Raw genomic sequence first — 18512 nt, 5'->3', positions numbered from 1 at the left:
GACGTTCATGCGGCACCCCCGTGATCGTGATCGTGCGCGTGCTCGTGGTGGGGCTCGGCATCCGGCACTCCGACGACGACCAGCCGGTCGCCCGCCCGCAGCACGAACACCGGGGTGCCGTAGAGCTCGGTGAGCACCCGCGTCTGCAGCACCTCTTCGGGGGTGCCGAGCACGAAGCGGCCACCCGCGATGTAGAGGATGCGGTCGACACGGCCCAGGATCGGGTTGATGTCGTGGGTCACGAACAGCACTGCTGCACCGCGATCGCGACGCTGACGGTCGATGATGTCGGTGACGGCGACCTGATTCGCGAGGTCGAGGTTCGACAGCGGCTCGTCGCAGAGCAGCAGGCTGGGCTCGTCGGCCAGGGCCTGCCCGACGCGCAGTCGCTGCTGCTCACCGCCCGAGAGCAGGCCGACCCGGCGGTCCGCGTAGTGAGAGGCCCCGACCGAGGCGAGCAGCTGGTCGACCTTGGCTTTGTCGCCGCGGTGCGGGATCGGGAAGCCGAAGCGGCTGCCCTGCACCCCGAGCGCCACGAGATCGCGGGCCCGCATGCTCGTGTCAGGGGCGAGCGAGCGCTGCTGCGGGATGTAGCCGATGCGCGGATTGCCCTTGCGCACGGGCCCGCCCGCGACGGTGATCTCGCCGGCCGAGAGCGGCTGCAGGCCCAGGATGCTGCGCAGCAGCGTGGTCTTGCCCGAACCCGACGGCCCGAGCACGGCGATGAACTCGCCGGGTTCGACCGTGAGGTCGAGGCCCGACCACAATTCCCTGTCACCGCGCTGGAGGGCGGCTCCCCGCACCTCGAGTACGGGGTTCGTCGTCTCGGCTCCTGCCCGCGCGTCGGCGGCGGCGCTCACGACTGGAGCGCGTCGGCGAGGCTCTGGATCGCGTCACTCATCCACTCAGAGTACGACGATCCGTCGGGGAGCAGCTCCGTGAAGGCGACGACGGGGATGCCGGCATCCGTCGCGGCATCCTCGACGCGCTGCGTCTCGGCACCACCGGTCTGTGCGTTCGTGAGCACGGCCGCCACATCTCCGCTCTCGACGACGTTGAGCGTCTCGAGCAGTGTCGCGGGGGCGACATCGCTGCCCTCCTCGACCGATTCGGCGAAGCCCTCGGGCGTGACATCGGTGAGTCCGGCGGCCTCGGCGAGGTAGCCGGGCACCGGCTCGGTGATGATCACGTTCGCAGCCGCGGCATCCGCCTTGAGCGTCTCGAGATCGGCCTCGAAGCCCTCGAGGTCAGCGACGATCTCCTCGGCGTTGGCGGTGAAGTCGGCCTCGCCGTCGGGGTCGAGCTCCGCGAGCTCCTCGGCGATCGTCTCGACGACGTGGATCATCGTGTGCGGGTCGAACCAGACGTGCTCGTTGAACCCCTCGATGTGGTCGTGACCCTCGTGGCCTTCTTCGCCCTCGGCGTGGTCGTGCTCCTCCTCAGCCGCTCCTTCTGACTCGTCGGAGTGCCCCTCGTTGCCGGGGAAGTCATGCGAGAACTCGACCGCGGTGATCACGTGCGGGTCGCTGGCATCCTGCAGCAGCGTGTCGATGAACGCGTCATAGCCGCCGCCGTTCTCGATCACGAGGTCGGCCTTCTGCACGGCGAGGCGATCGCGTGCCGATGCCTCGTACGAGTGGGGATCCTGGGTTGCCGAGGTGATGATCGAGGTGACGTCGATGCGGTCGCCTCCGATCTGGGCCGCGAGCGAGCCGTAGACGTTGGTGCTCGCCACGACCGTCACCGCGTCGTCGTCGCCCCCGCCCGCTGCGGGAGCGGCGGAGCATCCGGCCAGCGAGAGTGCGGCGACGGATGCCAGGGCGAGGGCGACGAGCGGCTTCTTCATGATCCCACTCTAAACGCTAATGAGAACCATTATCAAATCGGCCGGGAATTGATGGGGCGTTGCGCGCCCGTCTGCAGGACCGAGGCACGGATGCAGGACGAGAAGCCGTGTTCTCGTCCTGCATCCGTACTTTCTTCCCGCAAATGACTCCCTGCGAACGACTCAGTGCGACCGGCTCAGTGCGACCGGCTCAGCCGATCAGACCGGGTGCGATCCACACGGTCGAATCCGCCGGCACTGCACCGTCTGAGACCGAACCGAGCACGACATCCGCGGCATCCGCCCCGAGGTCGAACGGCTCGGCGCCGAAGTTCGTCACGATCTGCCATCCGTTCGGGCGGGCGAATCGCAGCACATCGGGGCGACCTGTCTCGATCCACTCGAGACGCTCGTCGGTCTGCAGCTCGCGACGCAGGCGCAACGCCTCACGGTAGAGCGACAGCGTCGACGACGGGTCTGCCTCCTCGACATCCACTGCGTACTCGGCGAACCACTCGGGCTGCGGCAGGTGCGCATCGCCGGCGCCGAAGCCGAAGGACGAACCCGATGCCGTCCACGGCAGCGGCACGCGGCATCCGTCGCGACCGAGGCCGTCGAACACCGCGCCGCGGAAGAACGCGGGATCCTGGCGCTGCTCGGGGCCGATCTCGGCGACCTCCTGCAGGCCGAGCTCCTCGCCCTGGTAGAGGTAGGTGCTGCCCGGCAGCCCGAGCAGCAGCAGCGTCGCGGCATGCGCCCGACGCCGCCCCGCCTCGCGGTCGAGCTGCTCCTCGGGCCCGCCCGCGGCCACCCACTCGACACCCTGCTTGACGCCCGTGCGCCCGGCCATCGGGGCGAGACCGTACCGCGTCGCGTGCCGCGTGACGTCGTGGTTCGAGAGCACCCACGTCGTCGACGAGCCGGTCGCATCGGACTGCGCGAGGTTGTCGGTGATGATCGTGCGGAACTGCGTCGCGTCGAAGTCGGCCACGAGCAGGTCGAAGTTGAACGCCTGACCGAGCCCCTCGGCCGATGCGTACCTGGCGCGACGCTCAGGCGTGCTCACCCAGGCTTCGGCGACGGCCGTGCGAGGCGGGTCGTACTCGTTGAAGACCCGCCGCCACTCGGCATAGACCTCGTGCACGTCATCGCGGTCATGCAGCGGGTGGTTGCCATCGTGCGGCAAGAGCTCCAGCTCAGCGGTGCTCGGCAGCGGCTCACTCAGGTCCTTCGTGAGCATGTGCGCCACGTCGATGCGAAAGCCGTCGACCCCACGGTCCGACCAGAACCGCAGGGTCGTCAAGAAGTCCTCACGCACCTCGGGGTGGTCCCAGTTGAGGTCGGGCTGCTCGGGGGCGAAGCTGTGCAGGTACCACTGCCCGTCGTCGACCCGCTCCCACGCCGACCCGCCGAACGCGGCGGTCCAGTCGGTCGGGGGCTCGGAGCCGTCCTCGCCGGCACCCTCGCGGAAGATGTACCGCTCCCGGGCGGCCGAGCCGCGTCCTGCGGCGAGCGCCTCCTGGAACCACTCGTGCAGATCAGACGAGTGGTTCGGCACGATGTCGACGACCACGCGGATGCCGCGCTCGTGCAGAGCGGCGACCATGTCGTCGAAGTCGTCGAGCGTGCCCAGGCGCGGGTCGACGTTGCGGTAGTCGGCCACGTCGTACCCGCCGTCGGCCAGCGCCGACGGGTAGAACGGGCTCAGCCACACGGCGTCGATGCCGAGGTCACTCAGGTAATCGGCCCGCGAGACGATGCCCGGGATGTCACCGAGCCCGTCGCCGTTCGCGTCCGCGAAGCTGCGGGGGTAGATCTGATACACGGCGGCCTGTCGCCACCATGCTGCCGTCGTGTCGTCGCGGGTCTCGGTGAGAAGCGCATCGGTCATGAGGGGTACTGCTCCTTCGTGTTGCGGTCTGCGGTCGGGTGTGGGGGCGTTTCGCCTCGTCGCTGCGCCCCTCGCTCAACGAGCGGCACGGGGCGCTCGACGAGCGATATCCGGTCGTCGAGCGAGCGAAGCGAGACGAAACGCATGTGTCAGCCCTTGACGGCGCCCTGCGTGACGCCCTCCATGACGAAGCGCTGCGTGAACAGGTACGCCAGGATCGCCGGGGCCATCGCCATCAGGTACGAGGCGAACGACACGTTGTAGTTGTTGCTGAACTGGGTCTGGAAGAGGTTCTGCCGCACCGGGAGCGTCTGCAGCGCGGGATCGGAGATGATCAGCGACGGCATCATGAAGTCGTTCCACGCGTAGAGGAAGGCGAAGATCCCGACCGTCGCGCTCATCGGCGCGAGCAGGGGGAAGATCAGCTGCCAGAACGTCTGCCACGTCGTGGCGCCGTCGATGCGCGCGCTCTCCTCGAGCTCGATCGGGATCGACCGCAGGAACGCCGTGAACAGCAGCACGCTGAAGCTCAGCTGGAACATCGTCGCGAGGATGATCACGCCGAACGGGTTGTCGAGTCCGACCCAGCCGGTGAGCTGGATCTGGGGCAGAGCGACGACCGGGAACGGGATGAACATCGCGGCGAGCAGGTAGAAGAACGAGTAGCGGAACAGGCGGTGGTCCCAGTTGCGCACGATCGCGTACGAGGCGAATGCGGCGAGCACGATGGTCGCGATGACCGTTCCGGCCGTGACCAGCAGGGAGATGCCGGCACCGACCGGGAACTTCGTGAGGTTCCACGCCTCGACGAACCCGTCGATGCTGAACGGAGCCGGCAGCGAGAAGGCGTTGCCGTCGACCGCCTGACCGGTGGTCTTGAAGGCCATCGAGATCGTCACGTAGAGCGGCAGCAGCACGGTCACGGCGCAGAGGATCAGGATGATCGTGCCCGACCAGTTGACGCGCTCCATGCGGACGCGCGGCTTCTTGCCCGTGGTGGGGATGGTGGTGAGTGTCTGCGTCGACATCAGAGTGCGTTCCTTCCGCGGGTCAGCGAGAGCTGCAGCAGGGAGATGAGCACGGCGACGATGAAGAAGATCGTCGCGTTGGCCATCTGGTAGGCGTAGTCGCCGCCGTTGAAGCCCGCGATGATCGTCATCGCGACGCTGCGGGTGGAGGTGCCGGGTCCGCCGTTGGTGAGTCCGACGATGATGTCGTAGGCGTTGAGGAAGCCCTTGAACCCGAGGATCACGTTGATCACCACGTAGCCCGCCACGAGCGGCAGCGTGATGCGGAACAGCTGCTGCGTCTTGTTCGCCCCGTCGATGCTCGCCGCCTCGTAGACCTCGCCCGGCACCGAGAGCAGGCCTGCGATGTAGATCAGCAGCGTGCCGGGAACGGCCTGCCATGCAGTCACGATCACGATCGCGACCCAGGCGAGATCGGGATTCGCGAGAAGGCTGGTCGACAGCCACGGGATGCCGGTGGCCGCACCCGCCGCAGGGAGGGAGTTGGAGAACAGGAAGTTGAAGACGTAGGCGATGATGATGCCCGAGATCACCATCGGGATCACGAAGATCGTGCGGAGCCCGGTCTTGAATCGGATGCGGGAGGTCAGCCCGACCGCGAGCATGAAGGCGACCACGTTGACGACGATCACCGTGGCGATGGAGAAGCCGAACGTGAACAGGTAGCTCTGCAGGATGGCCGGGTCGCTGAACATCGCGATGTAGTTCGTCAGCCCGTTGAAGCTCCACTCGCCGATGCCGATCGAGTCGGTGAAGCTGAAGAAGATGCCCATGACGCCGGGCACCGTGATCGCGAGCGTGAAGATCACGAGCGTCGGCAGCAGGAAGAGGTAGTAGATCGGCTCGACCTTGCGGGTGCGGCGACCGAGCTTGCGGGTGCCGCCCGTGACGATCGCCGTGGTGTCGGTCGTCGGGGTGTTCGGCTTGGTGATGTTCGACGCGGCGGGAGTCGCCGCGGGATTCGGCAGAGCGGTGTTCGTCATGGCGTGGACTCCTCTGTCTCGCCGGATGCTGAGTCCTCACCGGAGGCATTGTCCTGGGTCGACGGGATGGGCGCGCGGAATGCGATCCTGGCCCAGTCGGCATCCATGGTGCGCAACGTGGAGGTGGTGGACGCGCCGAGCACCATCGCCTGCGCGTAGTTGAAGACCGGAAGGGTGCGGGGCACGAGCACCGAGGGGCCCTGGTAGATCTGCCCGTTGTCGTAGTACTCGACCATGCCCTCGACCCGCGGGTCATCCGGCGCCGGAGCGTCCTTCGTCGGAGTGAAGCCGAGCTGCGAGGCGTTGTACTCCTCGATGTGCTCGGGCAGGAACAGGTACTCCAGGAAGTCGCGGGCGGCCTCCTGGTGGCGCGATCCCTCGGGGATCATCGCGGCGAGGTCCATGTTGACGCGCACGCCGAGGTCGGCGGGGTCATCCGTCATCGGCAGCGGGAAGGTGCCGAGTTCGAGGTCGGGCGCGGTCTTCTCGATCTCGCTGAAGGCCCACGGTCCCTGCAGGTACATCGCGGCCTCGCCCTTGCCGAAGGCGAGGTTGCCGTCGCCGTAGCCTCGGCTCGCGGCATCCGCGTTGGTGTAGTTGTCCACCAGCGTCATCATGCGGTCCATGGGCTCTGCGAAGTCGTTCTCGAAAGAGACCTCCGAGTCGGGCCCGACCTCAGTGCCCTCTTCGGCGAGAGTGTCGAAGAAGTCGATCACGTCGACCGAGCCGCCCGCCGTGTAGTCGTACCAGCCCTGAGCGACCGTCCAGTCGTCCTTGAAGGTGGCGTAGAACGGGTCGATGCCCGCCTCCTTCAGCTGGTCGCACACCGCGAGGAGCTCGTCCCAGGTCTGCGGGACCTCGAGACCCTGCTGCGCGAAGACCTCCTTGTTGTAGATGACTGACGCCCCCATCACGGAGTACGGCAGTGCACTCGTGCGACCCTCGCACGACCCGTACTGCTCCATGAGCGGCTGCAGGTCGTCGCGGATGGTCGAGGCGGCCTCGGTGCCCGACAGATCGGTGAGCGCGCAGCGCTGCACGAAGCGGGCGATCTCGTAGTTGTAGTTGGCGAGCATGATGTCGGGCGGGTTGCCCCGCACGAAGCTGGCCGAGACGACGTCGACACCCGAGGTGTCGATCTCGACGCGCACCTTGTCTTGCGAGGCGTTGTACTGCGCGACGAGCTCGGTCATGAACTCGATCGCCTCGCGCTTGCTGAACGTGAAGCGGATGGTCTCGGTTCCGCCGGCCGTCGAGCAGCCGGTGAGGGCGGCCCCGACCAGGGCGAGAGCGGCCGCACCGGCGACGATCTGCGCCGGGCGTGGAGGTTTCACAGACACCGTTGTCCTTTCGTCCTGTAGATCCGCAGACTAAATCTAGTGAGCGAATTAACTTCGATGAACGGTACTGTCTCATGTGAACGAGAGTGAGGTCAAGACCCATGACCGAAGTATCCGCAGGTCTGGGCACCGGACGAGCCAGCGTCGGCGCCATCCTCGACTTCGCATGGGCCGCCGGCGAGTTCACCGCGACCGAGGCGATGGCGACCACCACGCTGACCCGCTCGACCGCGATCGACGCGATCGACACCCTCGTCAGCGCCGCGGTGCTGCAGGAACTCCCCAACGCGCGGGTGGCCGGGAGCTACCGGGCCGGGCGCCCCGCGAGGCGCTTCGTGCTGGCATCCGATCTCGGCGTCGTCGTCGGTGTGGATGCCGGAGACACCCACCTCGCGGTCACGATCTCCGACCCGCTCGAGCGCACCCTCGTGCACCACCGCACCGACCTCGACTCCGGCCAGTCGGCGCATGCGCGACGCGCGACCATCCTCGGACAGATGCAGCTCGCACTCGACGAGGCCGGCGTCGACCGCACCGAGATCCTCGCGATCTGCGTCGGAGTGGCTGCTCCCGTCAACAGGGCCGGCATCTCACCGCCGCACCCCGACGGCTTCTGGGAGCGCACCAACCCGGGGCTCGCCGAGGCGCTGGCCGACTGGGCGCCCGTCGTCGAGATCAAGAACGACGCTCAGCTGGCCGCGATCGCCGAAGGCTCGGCAGGGGCTGCGGTCGGATGCCGTGACTACGTCGCCCTGCTCGCGAGCGAACGGTTCGGCGGGGGTGTCGTCGTCGACGGCCATGTGCTGCACGGTGCGCACGGCGGCGTCGGCGAGGGCGTCGTGTTCGACCACATCATCGGGGTCGGGTCGGCCTTCGGGCTGCGCTACGCGCTGCAGGACCAGGTGCGCGCAGGTGTCGAGAGCGGCGAGATCTCGCCGGAATCCGCGATCGGGCGGCTCGCGCGCGAGGACCGCATCGACCCGCGGATCGTGTTGACCGCGGCATCCGCCGGTGATGCCGACGCGCTGCTCGCGACCGCACGCGTCGGCGCAACGCTCGCTCGAGTCGTCGGCGTGCTGGGCAGCATGTACGACCCGGCGCGCGTGATCATCTGCGGCGGGGTCGCCGAGAGCATCGCCCCCGTGCTCACGGCCGCACGCGAGGTGCTGCCGACCCAGCTTCACCTGCCGGCACCCGAGATCCTCGCCTCGACGCTCGGCGCTGAGGTCGTGTCGATCGGCGCCGTCGCGACGGCTCGCATGGCCGCCCGCGAGGTGGCCGTGCCATTGCTGGCGGAACGGCGCCTCAGCGCGGTGAGCTGACGAGCTGGCCGACGTTCCGGCCGTTCCTCCTCGGAAAACGGAGAGCATCGGTGCGCGCCGCGGCGAGTCGAGGGGCGAATTGCCGCGGCGCACAGGAATGGTCTGCGGTTTCCCGCGCGGATGCCGGGCGCGGATGCCGCGGCGCGGACCGCGGGCCGCGACATAATCGACCCGTGCGAGAACCCGAGCCGCAGCGCTCCCCGTCATCGATCGAGCTGCTCCTGGACGCAGAGGCCGAGGCCGCGATCCGGGCCGAATGGGATGCTCTCGCCACGCGCGGCCTGTCGAGCCTCGCGGGGCACACATCGGCGAGCAACCGCCCTCACATCACGATGGTCGCGCGCCTCGGCCTTGCGCCGCCGGACCGGGGTTTCCTCGCCGGCATCCCGTCGTTCCCGATCGCGCTCGGCGCTCCCCTGCTCTTCGGATCCGGGGATCGCCGCGTGCTGGCGCGCAGCATCGTCCCCAGTCCCGAGCTGCTCAGCCTCCGCGAGACGATCCTCGCCGCCGTCGGGCCGGGTGACGACGCCCCGCACACCGCGCCCGGCGAGTGGATGCCGCACGTCGCGCTCGCCCGCCGGCTGCGCGTCGCCGACCTCGCGACGGCGCTGGATCTCATCGGCGGTGACATCCACGCTCACTCGTGCAACGTGCGGCACTGGGACCCCGCCACCGCGCAGATCACGACCCTCGCGGAGCTGCGTCAGGCGTAGCCGGTCGACCGGCGGAGCTCGGCCCGAGGCGCGCCTCAGCCTGGTGAGCGGAGCGAGTCGCGCTGCACGCGCGCGGCGACATCCTGCAGGGCTCGCAGCACACGCCTGACCGCCGTGTAGGCCAGCGCATCCGGCCGAGCCAGCACGTCGACGTGGCGGATCAGATCGACATCCGACAGCGGCCTGAGAACGAGGCCGTCCACAGCCAGAGGCGTAGCCGTGGCGCGAGGCATGACGGCGATCGCCGCCCCGGCCCGCACGACCTCGGCAGTCACCGAGAACTCGTTGATGCGATGAGAGATTCGCAGCGGTGCACCAGACAGCGCGGCGAGATGGTCGAGCACTCCCGCGAGAGGGAATCCCTCATGCACCGCCACCCATTCCTCGTCGCGGAGGTCGGCGAGGGAGATCTCCGCTCGGCCGGCGAGACGGTGACCTGCGGGGAGGGCGATGTCGAGCGGCTCCTCGACGAGCGGGACCGCGACGACCCGATCCGCCGGCCAGAGGGCGTCGTGCGCGAGCCGATGGGCGATCACGAGATCGTGGTCTGCGGTGAGCCCGGGGAAGTCTCGGTGCGGGACGTCGGCATCGGCGAGGCGGACGGCAGGGCTCCCGTCGAGTTCCCTCAGGAGCGGGCCGAACAGCGCAAGGCCCGCACTGTTGAACGACGACACCCGCACCGGCCTGTCGCCCGCTTCGAGGAGCGCCCCGATCGAGTCGCGTGCAGCAGTCAACGCCTCATCGACCCGGGTGCTCGCCGCGGCGAGCGCCTCCCCCGCCGCGGTCAGGATCAGGACTCGACCCCGACGCACAGTGAGCGGCAGGGGCACCGTCGACTGCAGAGTCGCGAGCTGCTGCGAGACCGCCGACGCCGAGACTCCGAGAGCGGCCGCGACGGCCGTGACGCTGCCCCGGTCGCGGAGCTCTCGGAGCAGTCTAAGGTGAGTCGGTTCCATAAGGGCAACCTTATGGGAACTGTAAGAAGATTCCCCTTGGTCTTCATGGTCAGGATCGCCAGAGTGAGTACATGCCTCGTCGTCCCTCTCGCGATCTGCTCGTCGACGTTCTGCTCGTCGCCGTCGCGGCGGTGTGGGGCGCGAGCTTCGTCGCGGCCAAGGGTCTCGCCCTCGAGGTGGGCGTCGCCCCCGCTGTCGCACTGCGGTTCCTCATCGCGGCGGTCGCTCTCGGCGTGATCTGCGCAGCGCGCAGGGAGCGGATGCCGCGCGGGCGCGGGCTCGCCGTCGCCGTCCTCCTCGGCCTCTCCCAGGCCGCCATCATCGGGCTCGAGACCTGGGGCGTCCATCTCACCTCGGCGACCAACGCCGGCCTGCTCATCAGTCTCGCGCTCGTGTTCACCCCGGTGCTCGAGAGCCTCGCCGCGCGGTCGTGGCTCCCGCGCTCATACTTCGTCGCCGCCGTCGCGGCCGTGGTAGGAGTCGCCCTTCTCGTGTCTGACGGCGGACTACGGATGCCGAGCGCAGGCGACGCCCTGGTGATCGCGGCGGCGGTCGTGCGCGCGCTGCACGTGACGGCGAGCGCCAGGCTCACCCGCGACCGACGAGACAGCACGCTCGCTGTCGTCCTGGTGCAGCTCATCGTCTGCGCAGGGACCGCCTCACTGGTCGCAGGGGCGGAGCTGCCCGCAGCGGTCGCACGACTCGACGGAGCGGGGTGGGCGAACATCCTGTTCCTCGGCCTGATGTGCTCGGTGTTCGCGTTCGTCGTCCAGCTCTGGGCGGTGCGGCGCACCTCTGCGACGCGCGCCAGCATCCTCATGGGCACCGAGCCGGTCTGGGCACTGCTGGTCGGAATCCTGCTCGCCGGCGAGAGCGTCGGCGCCGTCGGCCTGCTCGGCGCCGCTCTCATCGTCGCAGCGTCGTACGCGGGGCAGGCGATCGAACGCCGTCACCGGCACCGCGTTCTCGACACCACGACCCGTGAGCGCGGCGCCCGCGATCCCGTCACCGCTGGGCAGGTTACTCGCGCCCGTGATCCCGGCGTGTGACGCGACGGCCGGGTATCACTCGACGAGCAGCGCGGGCTCCTCGAGAACGGATGCCACGTCGGCGATGAAGCGGCTCATGCCGTCGCCGTCGATCACGCGGTGGTCGAACGAACCCGCGACCGTGGTGACCCAGCGGGGGCGCACCTCGCCGTCGACGACCCACGGCTTCTGGCTGATCGTGCCCATGGCCACGATGCCCGCCTCGCCGGGGTTGATGATCGGCGTGCCGGCATCCATCCCGAACACGCCGATGTTGGTGATGGTGATCGTGCCGCCCTGCTGGTCGGCGGGGCTCGTCTTGCCCTCGCGGGCGGTGAGCGTCAGACGGTTCAGCGCGCGGGCGAGGTCCTTCATGCTGAGGTCCTGTGCGTCCTTGATGTTCGGCACGAGCAGTCCTCGAGGCGTCGCCGCGGCGATCCCGAGGTTCACGTAGTGGCGCACCGAGATCTCGGCGCCGCCCTCGGTCTCGATCCAGGCGGCGTTGACCATCGGGGTGCGGCGCGCGGCCCAGATGACAGCTCGGGCCATGATCAGCAGCGGCGAGACGCGGATGTCGGCGTAGTCGGGTGATGCCTTGAGCCGCTTCACGAGCTCCATCGTGCGGCTCGCGTCGATCTCCTTCCACACGGTGACGTGCGGGGCGGAGTAGGCGCTCTGCACCATCGCCGACGACGTGGCCTTGCGCACCCCCTTGACCGGGATCGACTCCGTGCGGTCGTCGGACACCGGGGCGGATGCCTGCGCTGCCGACACTCCACGGGCGAGGCCAGCCGGCGTGCTCTGCGGCGCGGGAACGGTCTCTTCGCGCACGGCTCCCCACTCCGGCGTCTCGATGTTGCGGAAGACACTCGCCTGCGATGCGTGGGTCACGACGTCGTCGCGCGTGACCTCGCCGTCTGCGCCGGTCGGCGTGACGGTCGTCAGATCGACGCCCAGGTCGCGGGCGAGCTTGCGGATCGGGGGCTTGGCGATCACGCCGACCGACGAGCGCACCGGGCGCTCTGCCGGACGCTTGCGGCGGGATGTCGCGCCGCCGCCGGTGCCGTAGCCGACGAGCACCGAGCCGCCGCCCTCTTCGGGCGCGGGTGCCTCGGCAGTCGCGATCTTGCCGGGACCTGCATCGTCGCGAGCATCCGTCACGAACGTGATGATCGGGGATCCGACCTCCACAGTCGCCCCCTCGGCGGCGAGCAGTTCGCCGACGACGCCGGCGTGCGGCGAGGGCAGCTCGACGAGCGACTTGGCCGTCTCGATCTCGCAGATGACGTCGTTGATGGCGACGGTGTCACCGGGCGCGACCTTCCACGCCACGATCTCGGCCTCGGTCAGGCCCTCCCCCACGTCGGGGAGGTTGAAGTTCTGCGTGCTCATGTGCGGTCCTTTCGGCGTTTCGTCTCGCTGCGCTCGCTCAACGGCCAGGGAAACTCAGTAGGCCAGCGAACGGTCGACGGCCTCGAGGATGCGGTCGGCATCCGGGAGGTAGGTGCCCTCGAGCTTCGCGGGCGGGAAGGGGGTGTCGTAGCCCGAGACGCGCAGCACGGGGGCTTCGAGAGCGTAGAAGGCGCGCTCCATGACGGTCGCCGCCACCTCGCTGCCGATGCTTGTGAAGCCCTGCGCCTCCTGCGCATAGACCATGCGTCCGGTCTTGCGCACCGAGTTCAGGATCGGCTCGTAGTCGATGGGCGACAGCGAGCGCACGTCGACGACCTCGCAGCTGGTGCCCTCGGACTCGGCGAGCGCCGCGGCCTGCAACAGCGTCGTGACCATGGCGCCGTGCCCGACGAGGGTGACGTCGGAGCCCGTGCGCACGACACGGGACGAGTGCAGCGGAGCGGCCGACCCGTCGAGCTCGACCTCGCCCTTCTGCCAGTAGCGGCTCTTCGGCTCCATGAAGATCACGGGGTCGTTCGACGCGATGGCCTCCTGGATCATCCAGTAGGCGTCGTTGGGCGTCGACGGCGAGACCACGCGCAGACCCGGGGTGTGCGCGAAGTACGCCTCGGGGCTCTCCTGGTGGTGCTCGACGGCGCCGATGTGCCCGCCATACGGGATGCGGATCACGATCGGCAGACTGAGCCTGCCCTCGTGCCGGTTGGTGAGCTTGGCGAGCTGCGTCGTGATCTGGTCGAACGCCGGGAACACGAACCCGTCGAACTGGATCTCGATCACGGGACGGAACCCTGCCATCGCGAGTCCGATCGCGGTGCCCACGATGCCTGACTCGGCGAGAGGCGTATCGAGCACGCGCTTGTCGCCGAAGTCGCGCTGCAGGTGCTCGGTGACGCGGAAGACACCGCCGAGCTTGCCGATGTCCTCACCCATGAGGAGGACCTTGGAGTCGTCCTCCATGGCCTTGCGGAGGCCCGCGTTGAGTGCCTTGCTGAGAGGCATCGTCTCGAGAGTCACTTGCTGTCCCCTTCGAACGATGCTTCGTACTGCCTGTGCCAGGCCTTCTGCTCCGCGATCAGAGGATGCGGCTCGCTGTAGACGTGGTCGAAGATCTTGTCCGCGGTCGGCGGTCCGAGCTCGACGCTCCGGGCGCGCAGGTCTTCGGCGGCGTCGGCTGCCTCGGCATCCACGTCGGCGAAGAACTGGCCGGCCGCTCCCCTGTTCTCGAGGAACGCGCGCATGCGGTCGATCGGGTCGCGCTGCGCCCACGACTGCTCCTCGTCGGAGCCGCGGTACTTCGTGGGGTCGTCACTGGTGGTGTGCGCCCCGAGCCGGTAGGTCACGGCTTCGATGGCACGCGGGCCCTTGCCGCTGCGGGCGTCGTCGAGGGCCACTCGCGAGACGGCGTAGCTGGCGAGCACGTCGTTGCCGTCGACGCGGACGCTGGGGATTCCGTACCCGGCGCTGCGCTCGACGAGCGGCACGCGCGACTGCGTCGACACGGGCACCGAGATCGCCCAGTGGTTGTTCTGCAGGAAGAAGACGGTCGGCGACTGGTAGCTGGCGGCGAAGACCATCGCCTCGTGCACGTCGCCCTGGCTCGATGCGCCGTCGCCGTAGTAGACGATGACGGCTTCGTCCTTATCGACGTCGCCCGTTCCCGAGCGGCCGTCGAAGTTCAGCCCCATCGCGTAGCCGGTGGCATGCAGCACCTGCGAGCCGAGCACGAGCGTGTAGAGGCGAGTGTTGCCGTTCTTGGGGTCCGTCGGATCCCAGCCACCGTGCGAGACACCGCGCATGAGCTTGATGATGTCGACGGGATCGACCCCGCGGATACGCGTCACGGCGTGCTCGCGGTACGACGGGAAGATCGTGTCCTGAGCACGGGCGGCACGGGCGGATCCGACCTGAGCTGCCTCCTGCCCACGGCTCGGCGGCCACAGGGCGAGCTGCCCCTGACGCTGCAGGTTGGTCGCCTGGGTGTCGATCGCGCGGATGCCCACCATGTCGCGGTAGAACTGCTCGAGCTCGGCGTCGCTGATCGCCTCGATCAGCGGCAGATACTGCTCAGCAGCCGCGCTCGGGGTATAGCGGCCGTCCTGATCGAGGACGCGGACGAGTTCAGTCTCTGACGAGGTCACGGTGCCACGCTACCGCCGCGCGCATGCCCGGTCACGCATACCTAGGACGTCCTCGCATCTGCCGGGAAACCGGAGAAACAGCGGGATGGAGCCCCTCAGCGCAGGGTCGAGGCGACGTCGAGCACACGCGCCACGGACTCTTCTTCGCCGACGGAGATGCGGATGCCGTCGCCCGGGAACGGACGCACGATCAGGTCGGCAGAGACGAAGGCCGCGGCGACCTCGACAGTGCGCTCACCGGTGGGGAGCCAGACGAAGTTGGCCTGCGAGTCGGGCACGTCCCAGCCCTGCCTCCGGAGTCCCTCGAGCAGGCGCGTGCGGCGCTCGACGATCACGGCGACCCGCTCGAGCAGCTCGCCCTCGGCGTCGAGACTCGCGATGGCGGCGTTCTCGGCGGCAGAGGTGACGGAGAGCGGGATGCCGGTGGTGCGAGCGGCATCGAGGACCTTCTCGTGGCCGATCGCGTAGCCGATGCGCAGACCCGCGAGTCCGTATGCCTTCGAGAAGGTGCGCAGCACGACGACGTTCGGATGCCGTTCGAACACGCGCTCCTCGAGGCCGTCGACAGCGCCGGGGGCGGTGACGAACTCGGCGTAGGCCTCGTCGAGGATGATCAGGACGTCGGTGGGGACGCGCTCGACGAACGTCGCGAACTCGTCGCTCGTGATGATCGGACCCGTGGGGTTGTTCGGCGTGCACAGGATGATCGCGCGGGTGCGGTCGGTGACGGCATCCGCCATCGCGTCGAGGTCGTGGCGGCCGTCGGCCGTGACCGGGACCTGCACTCCGGTGCCGCCGGCGACGAGCGGCAGGCTCGGATAGGCCTCGAACGAGCGCCAGGCGTAGACGACCTCGTCACCCACCGACACTGTGGCGAGGATCAGCTGCTGGAGGATCGACACGCTGCCCGCGGCGACGTGCACCTGGTCGGGCTCGACGGCGTAGCGCGCGCCGAGCCGCTCGCGGAGCCTTCCCGCGGTCGCGTCCGGGTAGCGGTTGATCGGCGTCGTGTGCTGCAGAGCGGCGGCGACCGAAGGCAGCGGCTCGAAGGGGTTCTCGTTGCTCGACAGCTTGAAGGCGTCGGGTCCTGCCTGCTTGCCCTGGCGGTACGGCGCGAGGGCGGCGATGGCGGGACGGATGCGCGGCAGGATGGGGTCGGTCACAAGGATGAGTCTAGATTCCACAGCCCCTCTGGCACCGATCGCGGGGCGGTAGTACCATTTTGGTATGGCTATGACAGTGCGGCTCCCGGAGGAACTCGACGCGCAGCTCGACGAGATCGCGCGCTCACGGCACACCTCGAAGCACGCGATCCTGATCGAGGCGGCGACCAGATTCGCGAACACCGAGACGAAGACGGAGCGCGTCCTCTCGATCGCCGACGAGGTTGCCGAACGATATGCGGACACTCTCACGCGGCTCGAAGACGCCTGAGCCGTGACCGAGTACGTCGAGCCGGAGCAGGCGCTCGCCCTGATCACGAAACTCGGCCTTCGCGTACGCGACGAAGGGCTGCTGTTCTCCGCGCTCGCTCGTCCCGCAGCCAGCATGTTCGGAGCAGATGCCTATCCGTCTTTCGAGGCCAAGGCCGCGGCGCTCATCAGCTCAGTCGCTCAGAATCACTCTCTCTTCGATGGGAACAAGCGACTCTCGCTGTACCTGACCTTCATCTTCATCCGCCTCAACGGATACGAGTTGACCTTCAGCAACGACGAGGCGTTCGACTTCGTGCTCGACGTCGCGCAGAGTCGGATCGATCTCGACGAGATCGCCGCCGTGATCAGAGCGCACATTCGATAGCGAGCGAGCGATCTCGGACTGACTTCCCGCGGAGCGCATGGGAGACTGGGCTGACTATGCGCTTCATCATCCGAGTCGTCGTCAACGCGTTCGCCCTCTGGGTCGTGACGCTGATCCCCGCCCTTCAGGTGCAGATCCAGGCGTTCGCGCCGGGTGAGACCCTGCAGCTGGTGCTGACCCTGCTCGCGGTCGCCGCGATCTTCGCGCTCGTGAACACGATCATCGGCACCGTGGTCAAGATCGTCGCCTTCCCGCTGTACATCATCACGCTGGGCCTCATCGGGTTCGTGATCAACGGCTTCCTGCTGTGGCTCACCGCCTGGATCACGAGCGGCTTCGGCTGGGGCCTCACCGTCGGCAGCTTCTGGTGGGGCGTTCTCGCGGCATTGATCATCTCGCTGATCAACGGCGTCTTCGGCTTCATCCTGCGCCCGCAGAGCAAGAAGCAGCGGCGCGACTGACTCGCACCCACTCGCGGGCGGTCCGGGGCTCGCGGGCGGTCATCCGACCCGCTCGGCGTGGTACTCGGTGCGCTCGATCACCTCGGCCTCGTCGAGCTCCCGCCAGAACTCGTCCGCCGCGTCGATCCGGGGATCGCTCGAGGCGTCAGCCTCTTCCGCGGTCTCGATGTACGTGTCGAGGTGGTGAGCGTCGACAAGCCAGTCCTCGGGGGTGTCTCCCGGGTTGCCCTGGGTCGAGATGACCATGCTGTCGGCCGATCCCGTGCCCTCGGGAGATCCGCCACCCGCGAGCGCCGGTACGGGGTCATCGGTGTGTCTGATCTGGATGATCGTCTGGTCATCGTCGAGCGTGGGCTCGACCGGGCTCCCGGCGGTGATCTGCATCTGCACGTCGTACCCGCTCTCCATCGCGAGGTGCGCGGTGATCATCCCCGATTGCGAGTGCGCGACGACATCGACCTCGTCACCGGGCTGGGCCCCCGCCGCCTCGAGGGCATCGAGCGTGGCCTGGTACGACGCGGCATCCTGCTCGGTGTAGAGCTCGACGTTGGACTTGAGATCCCAAGGCTCCTTGCCTCCCCACCCGACGCTCTGCGTCCCTTTCAGATAGGCGACGTACTTCGTGCTGCCGTCGGCGAAGGAGTACTTCTCGACAGCGATCTGCGCCCCCGAGGTGACCGGCATGCGCCCCAGCGCCCCCGCGACGCCCGTCGGCGCGCCGGTGGGCGTCGAGGTCTTCACCGGCGCGACCGAGACCCGATCGGCCGTGCCCTTCAGCGTCTCGCCGGGGAGCACCTTGCCGAAGCCCGAGGTGAGCCCCACCAACGCCGCAGTGCCGAAGACGTCGTCGTAGATGGAGGGCGTCACGATGTTGCCGACCAGCCCTTCGAAGCTCCCCGCGCGCCACTCGATGATGAGCTTCTCGGCGAGGCCCGCGATGCGCGCGTCCGATGCCGCGAGCCGATCGGCACGTCGCATCAGTCGCTGCGCCGTGCTCGGATCGGTGTGCGACAGCATCTCGGCTTCGGCGCGCAGTTCGACGTACTCGTAGGTGTCGGCCATGAGCAGCGTGGATGTGGCGGTCTTCTGACACTCCGAATGAAGGCGGGCCACGCGCTGCCCCGACGACCACAGCTCGACCGTGTCAACCTGTGCGCTGAAGCCCGGAGTGTCGAGGATGACCCGGTAGGCGCGCATGAGCGCGGAGCGCGCATCGTCGTAGCGCGAGGCGACGCCCTCGATACGTCGGGCGACGTCTCGCAGCGCGTCGGGGTCGACCGCGATGGCCCCGCCGTGGTCGATCGTCAGCCCGGTCACGAGAGAACCGCCCGTTCGACCTCGGATTCGCGGCTGCGCGTCTCGGAGGCCTCGGCACGGGTGCTCGCCCGCAGATGGTCGAGCGACTCCTGCATCGCGCGCACACCGTCTGAGTGCCAATCGGTGTCGGAGGCGAGGACGGCGAGTGCTGCACGGACATCGTCGAGCGCATCGACGGCGGTGCCGAGAGCGGCCACCGCCTGGGCTTTCGCCCACGCGGCGTCGGCGGTGCCGGTGGGTGCGAGTGCAAAGGAGTACATGCGATCAGCATCCGCGATCCGCATCATCTGCGGAGGC

At 68.6% G+C, this 18512-nt stretch carries 19 protein-coding genes; 6 read left to right on the top strand and 13 right to left on the bottom strand.

Annotation, left to right across the window (positions count from 1 at the left end; all coding sequences use genetic code 11):
• Positions 1-5 precede the first annotated feature (5 nt).
• From ASF63_RS08310 to ASF63_RS08285, 6 genes are all read right to left on the bottom strand, one after another.
• Positions 6-860 (bottom strand): metal ABC transporter ATP-binding protein, encoded by an 855-nt coding sequence (locus ASF63_RS08310; protein ID WP_056511929.1) that lies wholly within the window; start codon positions 858-860, stop codon positions 6-8.
• Entirely contained in the window at positions 857-1846 is a 990-nt protein-coding gene (locus ASF63_RS08305; RefSeq protein ID WP_056511926.1) for a metal ABC transporter solute-binding protein, Zn/Mn family, read from the bottom strand. The genes ASF63_RS08310 and ASF63_RS08305 overlap by 4 nt, the downstream gene beginning before the upstream one ends.
• A 190-nt stretch (positions 1847-2036) precedes the next feature.
• Positions 2037-3716, bottom strand: a complete 1680-nt coding sequence (locus ASF63_RS08300) for a glycoside hydrolase family 13 protein (RefSeq protein WP_056511923.1) — start codon at positions 3714-3716, stop codon at positions 2037-2039.
• A 149-nt stretch (positions 3717-3865) separates the two neighbouring features.
• Complete coding sequence (locus tag ASF63_RS08295; protein ID WP_056511920.1) at positions 3866-4744, bottom strand: carbohydrate ABC transporter permease; 879 nt, start codon at positions 4742-4744, stop codon at positions 3866-3868.
• Positions 4744-5727 carry a carbohydrate ABC transporter permease gene (locus tag ASF63_RS08290; protein WP_235560745.1) on the bottom strand — a complete coding sequence of 328 codons (984 nt, stop codon included), beginning with the start codon at positions 5725-5727 and terminating at the stop codon, positions 4744-4746. The genes ASF63_RS08295 and ASF63_RS08290 overlap by 1 nt, the downstream gene beginning before the upstream one ends.
• Positions 5724-7067 (bottom strand): ABC transporter substrate-binding protein, encoded by a 1344-nt coding sequence (locus tag ASF63_RS08285; protein ID WP_056511918.1) that lies wholly within the window; start codon positions 7065-7067, stop codon positions 5724-5726. Before ASF63_RS08285 ends, ASF63_RS08290 begins: the two co-directional genes overlap by 4 nt.
• A 101-nt stretch (positions 7068-7168) precedes the next feature.
• Between ASF63_RS08285 and ASF63_RS08280 the strand changes: the two genes are divergently transcribed.
• Together ASF63_RS08280 and ASF63_RS08275 are read left to right on the top strand one after the other, a co-directional pair.
• Positions 7169-8389 (top strand): ROK family protein, encoded by a 1221-nt coding sequence (locus ASF63_RS08280; RefSeq protein ID WP_056511913.1) that lies wholly within the window; start codon positions 7169-7171, stop codon positions 8387-8389.
• A 173-nt stretch (positions 8390-8562) separates the two neighbouring features.
• Positions 8563-9102 (top strand): 2'-5' RNA ligase family protein, encoded by a 540-nt coding sequence (locus ASF63_RS08275; protein ID WP_056511910.1) that lies wholly within the window; start codon positions 8563-8565, stop codon positions 9100-9102.
• Between the two features lie 35 nt (positions 9103-9137).
• Here the strand turns inward: ASF63_RS08275 and ASF63_RS08270 are convergent, their stop codons facing one another.
• Positions 9138-10058: a LysR family transcriptional regulator gene (locus ASF63_RS08270; protein ID WP_056511907.1), complete on the bottom strand. Its 921-nt coding sequence runs from the start codon at positions 10056-10058 to the stop codon at positions 9138-9140.
• Between the two features lie 71 nt (positions 10059-10129).
• Here ASF63_RS08270 and ASF63_RS08265 point away from each other — a divergent pair, with 71 nt between their 5' ends.
• Positions 10130-11107 carry a DMT family transporter gene (locus tag ASF63_RS08265; protein ID WP_082477953.1) on the top strand — a complete coding sequence of 326 codons (978 nt, stop codon included), beginning with the start codon at positions 10130-10132 and terminating at the stop codon, positions 11105-11107.
• 15 nt (positions 11108-11122) lie between these two features.
• On the opposite strand, the gene ASF63_RS08260 is transcribed toward ASF63_RS08265, so the two are convergent.
• The 4 genes from ASF63_RS08260 to ASF63_RS08245 form a co-directional block, all read right to left on the bottom strand.
• The gene (locus ASF63_RS08260; protein WP_056511904.1) at positions 11123-12478 is read right to left on the bottom strand and encodes a dihydrolipoamide acetyltransferase family protein; all 1356 of its coding nucleotides are present in this window, start codon (positions 12476-12478) and stop codon (positions 11123-11125) included.
• A 54-nt stretch (positions 12479-12532) separates the two neighbouring features.
• A complete protein-coding gene (locus ASF63_RS08255) occupies positions 12533-13498 on the bottom strand; it encodes an alpha-ketoacid dehydrogenase subunit beta (protein WP_056512898.1) in 966 nt (321 codons plus the stop codon).
• A gap of 11 nt (positions 13499-13509) precedes the next feature.
• Positions 13510-14637: a pyruvate dehydrogenase (acetyl-transferring) E1 component subunit alpha gene (gene pdhA / locus ASF63_RS08250; protein ID WP_056511901.1), complete on the bottom strand. Its 1128-nt coding sequence runs from the start codon at positions 14635-14637 to the stop codon at positions 13510-13512.
• Positions 14638-14732: 95 nt separating this feature from the next.
• A complete protein-coding gene (locus ASF63_RS08245; protein WP_056511898.1) occupies positions 14733-15800 on the bottom strand; it encodes a histidinol-phosphate transaminase in 1068 nt (355 codons plus the stop codon).
• A gap of 64 nt (positions 15801-15864) precedes the next feature.
• Between ASF63_RS08245 and ASF63_RS08240 the strand changes: the two genes are divergently transcribed.
• Genes ASF63_RS08240 through ASF63_RS08230 form a run of 3 tightly spaced genes read left to right on the top strand, consistent with a single transcriptional unit; the run spans position 15865 to position 16898 of the window.
• Complete coding sequence (locus ASF63_RS08240) at positions 15865-16071, top strand: ribbon-helix-helix protein, CopG family (RefSeq protein WP_056511895.1); 207 nt, start codon at positions 15865-15867, stop codon at positions 16069-16071.
• A gap of 3 nt (positions 16072-16074) precedes the next feature.
• On the top strand, positions 16075-16437 hold the full coding sequence (locus tag ASF63_RS08235) for a type II toxin-antitoxin system death-on-curing family toxin (protein ID WP_056511892.1): 363 nt from the start codon (positions 16075-16077) through the stop codon (positions 16435-16437).
• A 56-nt stretch (positions 16438-16493) separates the two neighbouring features.
• The gene (locus ASF63_RS08230; protein WP_056311187.1) at positions 16494-16898 is read left to right on the top strand and encodes a phage holin family protein; all 405 of its coding nucleotides are present in this window, start codon (positions 16494-16496) and stop codon (positions 16896-16898) included.
• 39 nt (positions 16899-16937) lie between these two features.
• Here ASF63_RS08230 and ASF63_RS08225 read toward each other — a convergent pair whose 3' ends face one another.
• Entirely contained in the window at positions 16938-18215 is a 1278-nt protein-coding gene (locus tag ASF63_RS08225) for a hypothetical protein (protein ID WP_056511890.1), read from the bottom strand.
• Positions 18212-18475 (bottom strand): hypothetical protein, encoded by a 264-nt coding sequence (locus tag ASF63_RS08220; RefSeq protein ID WP_157534280.1) that lies wholly within the window; start codon positions 18473-18475, stop codon positions 18212-18214. The genes ASF63_RS08225 and ASF63_RS08220 overlap by 4 nt, the downstream gene beginning before the upstream one ends.
• Between the last annotated feature and the right edge of the window lie 37 nt (positions 18476-18512).

The organism is Microbacterium sp. Leaf320, assembly GCF_001423485.1.
Classification (GTDB): domain Bacteria; phylum Actinomycetota; class Actinomycetes; order Actinomycetales; family Microbacteriaceae; genus Microbacterium.
This window is presented reverse-complemented; position numbering and strand designations above follow the sequence as displayed.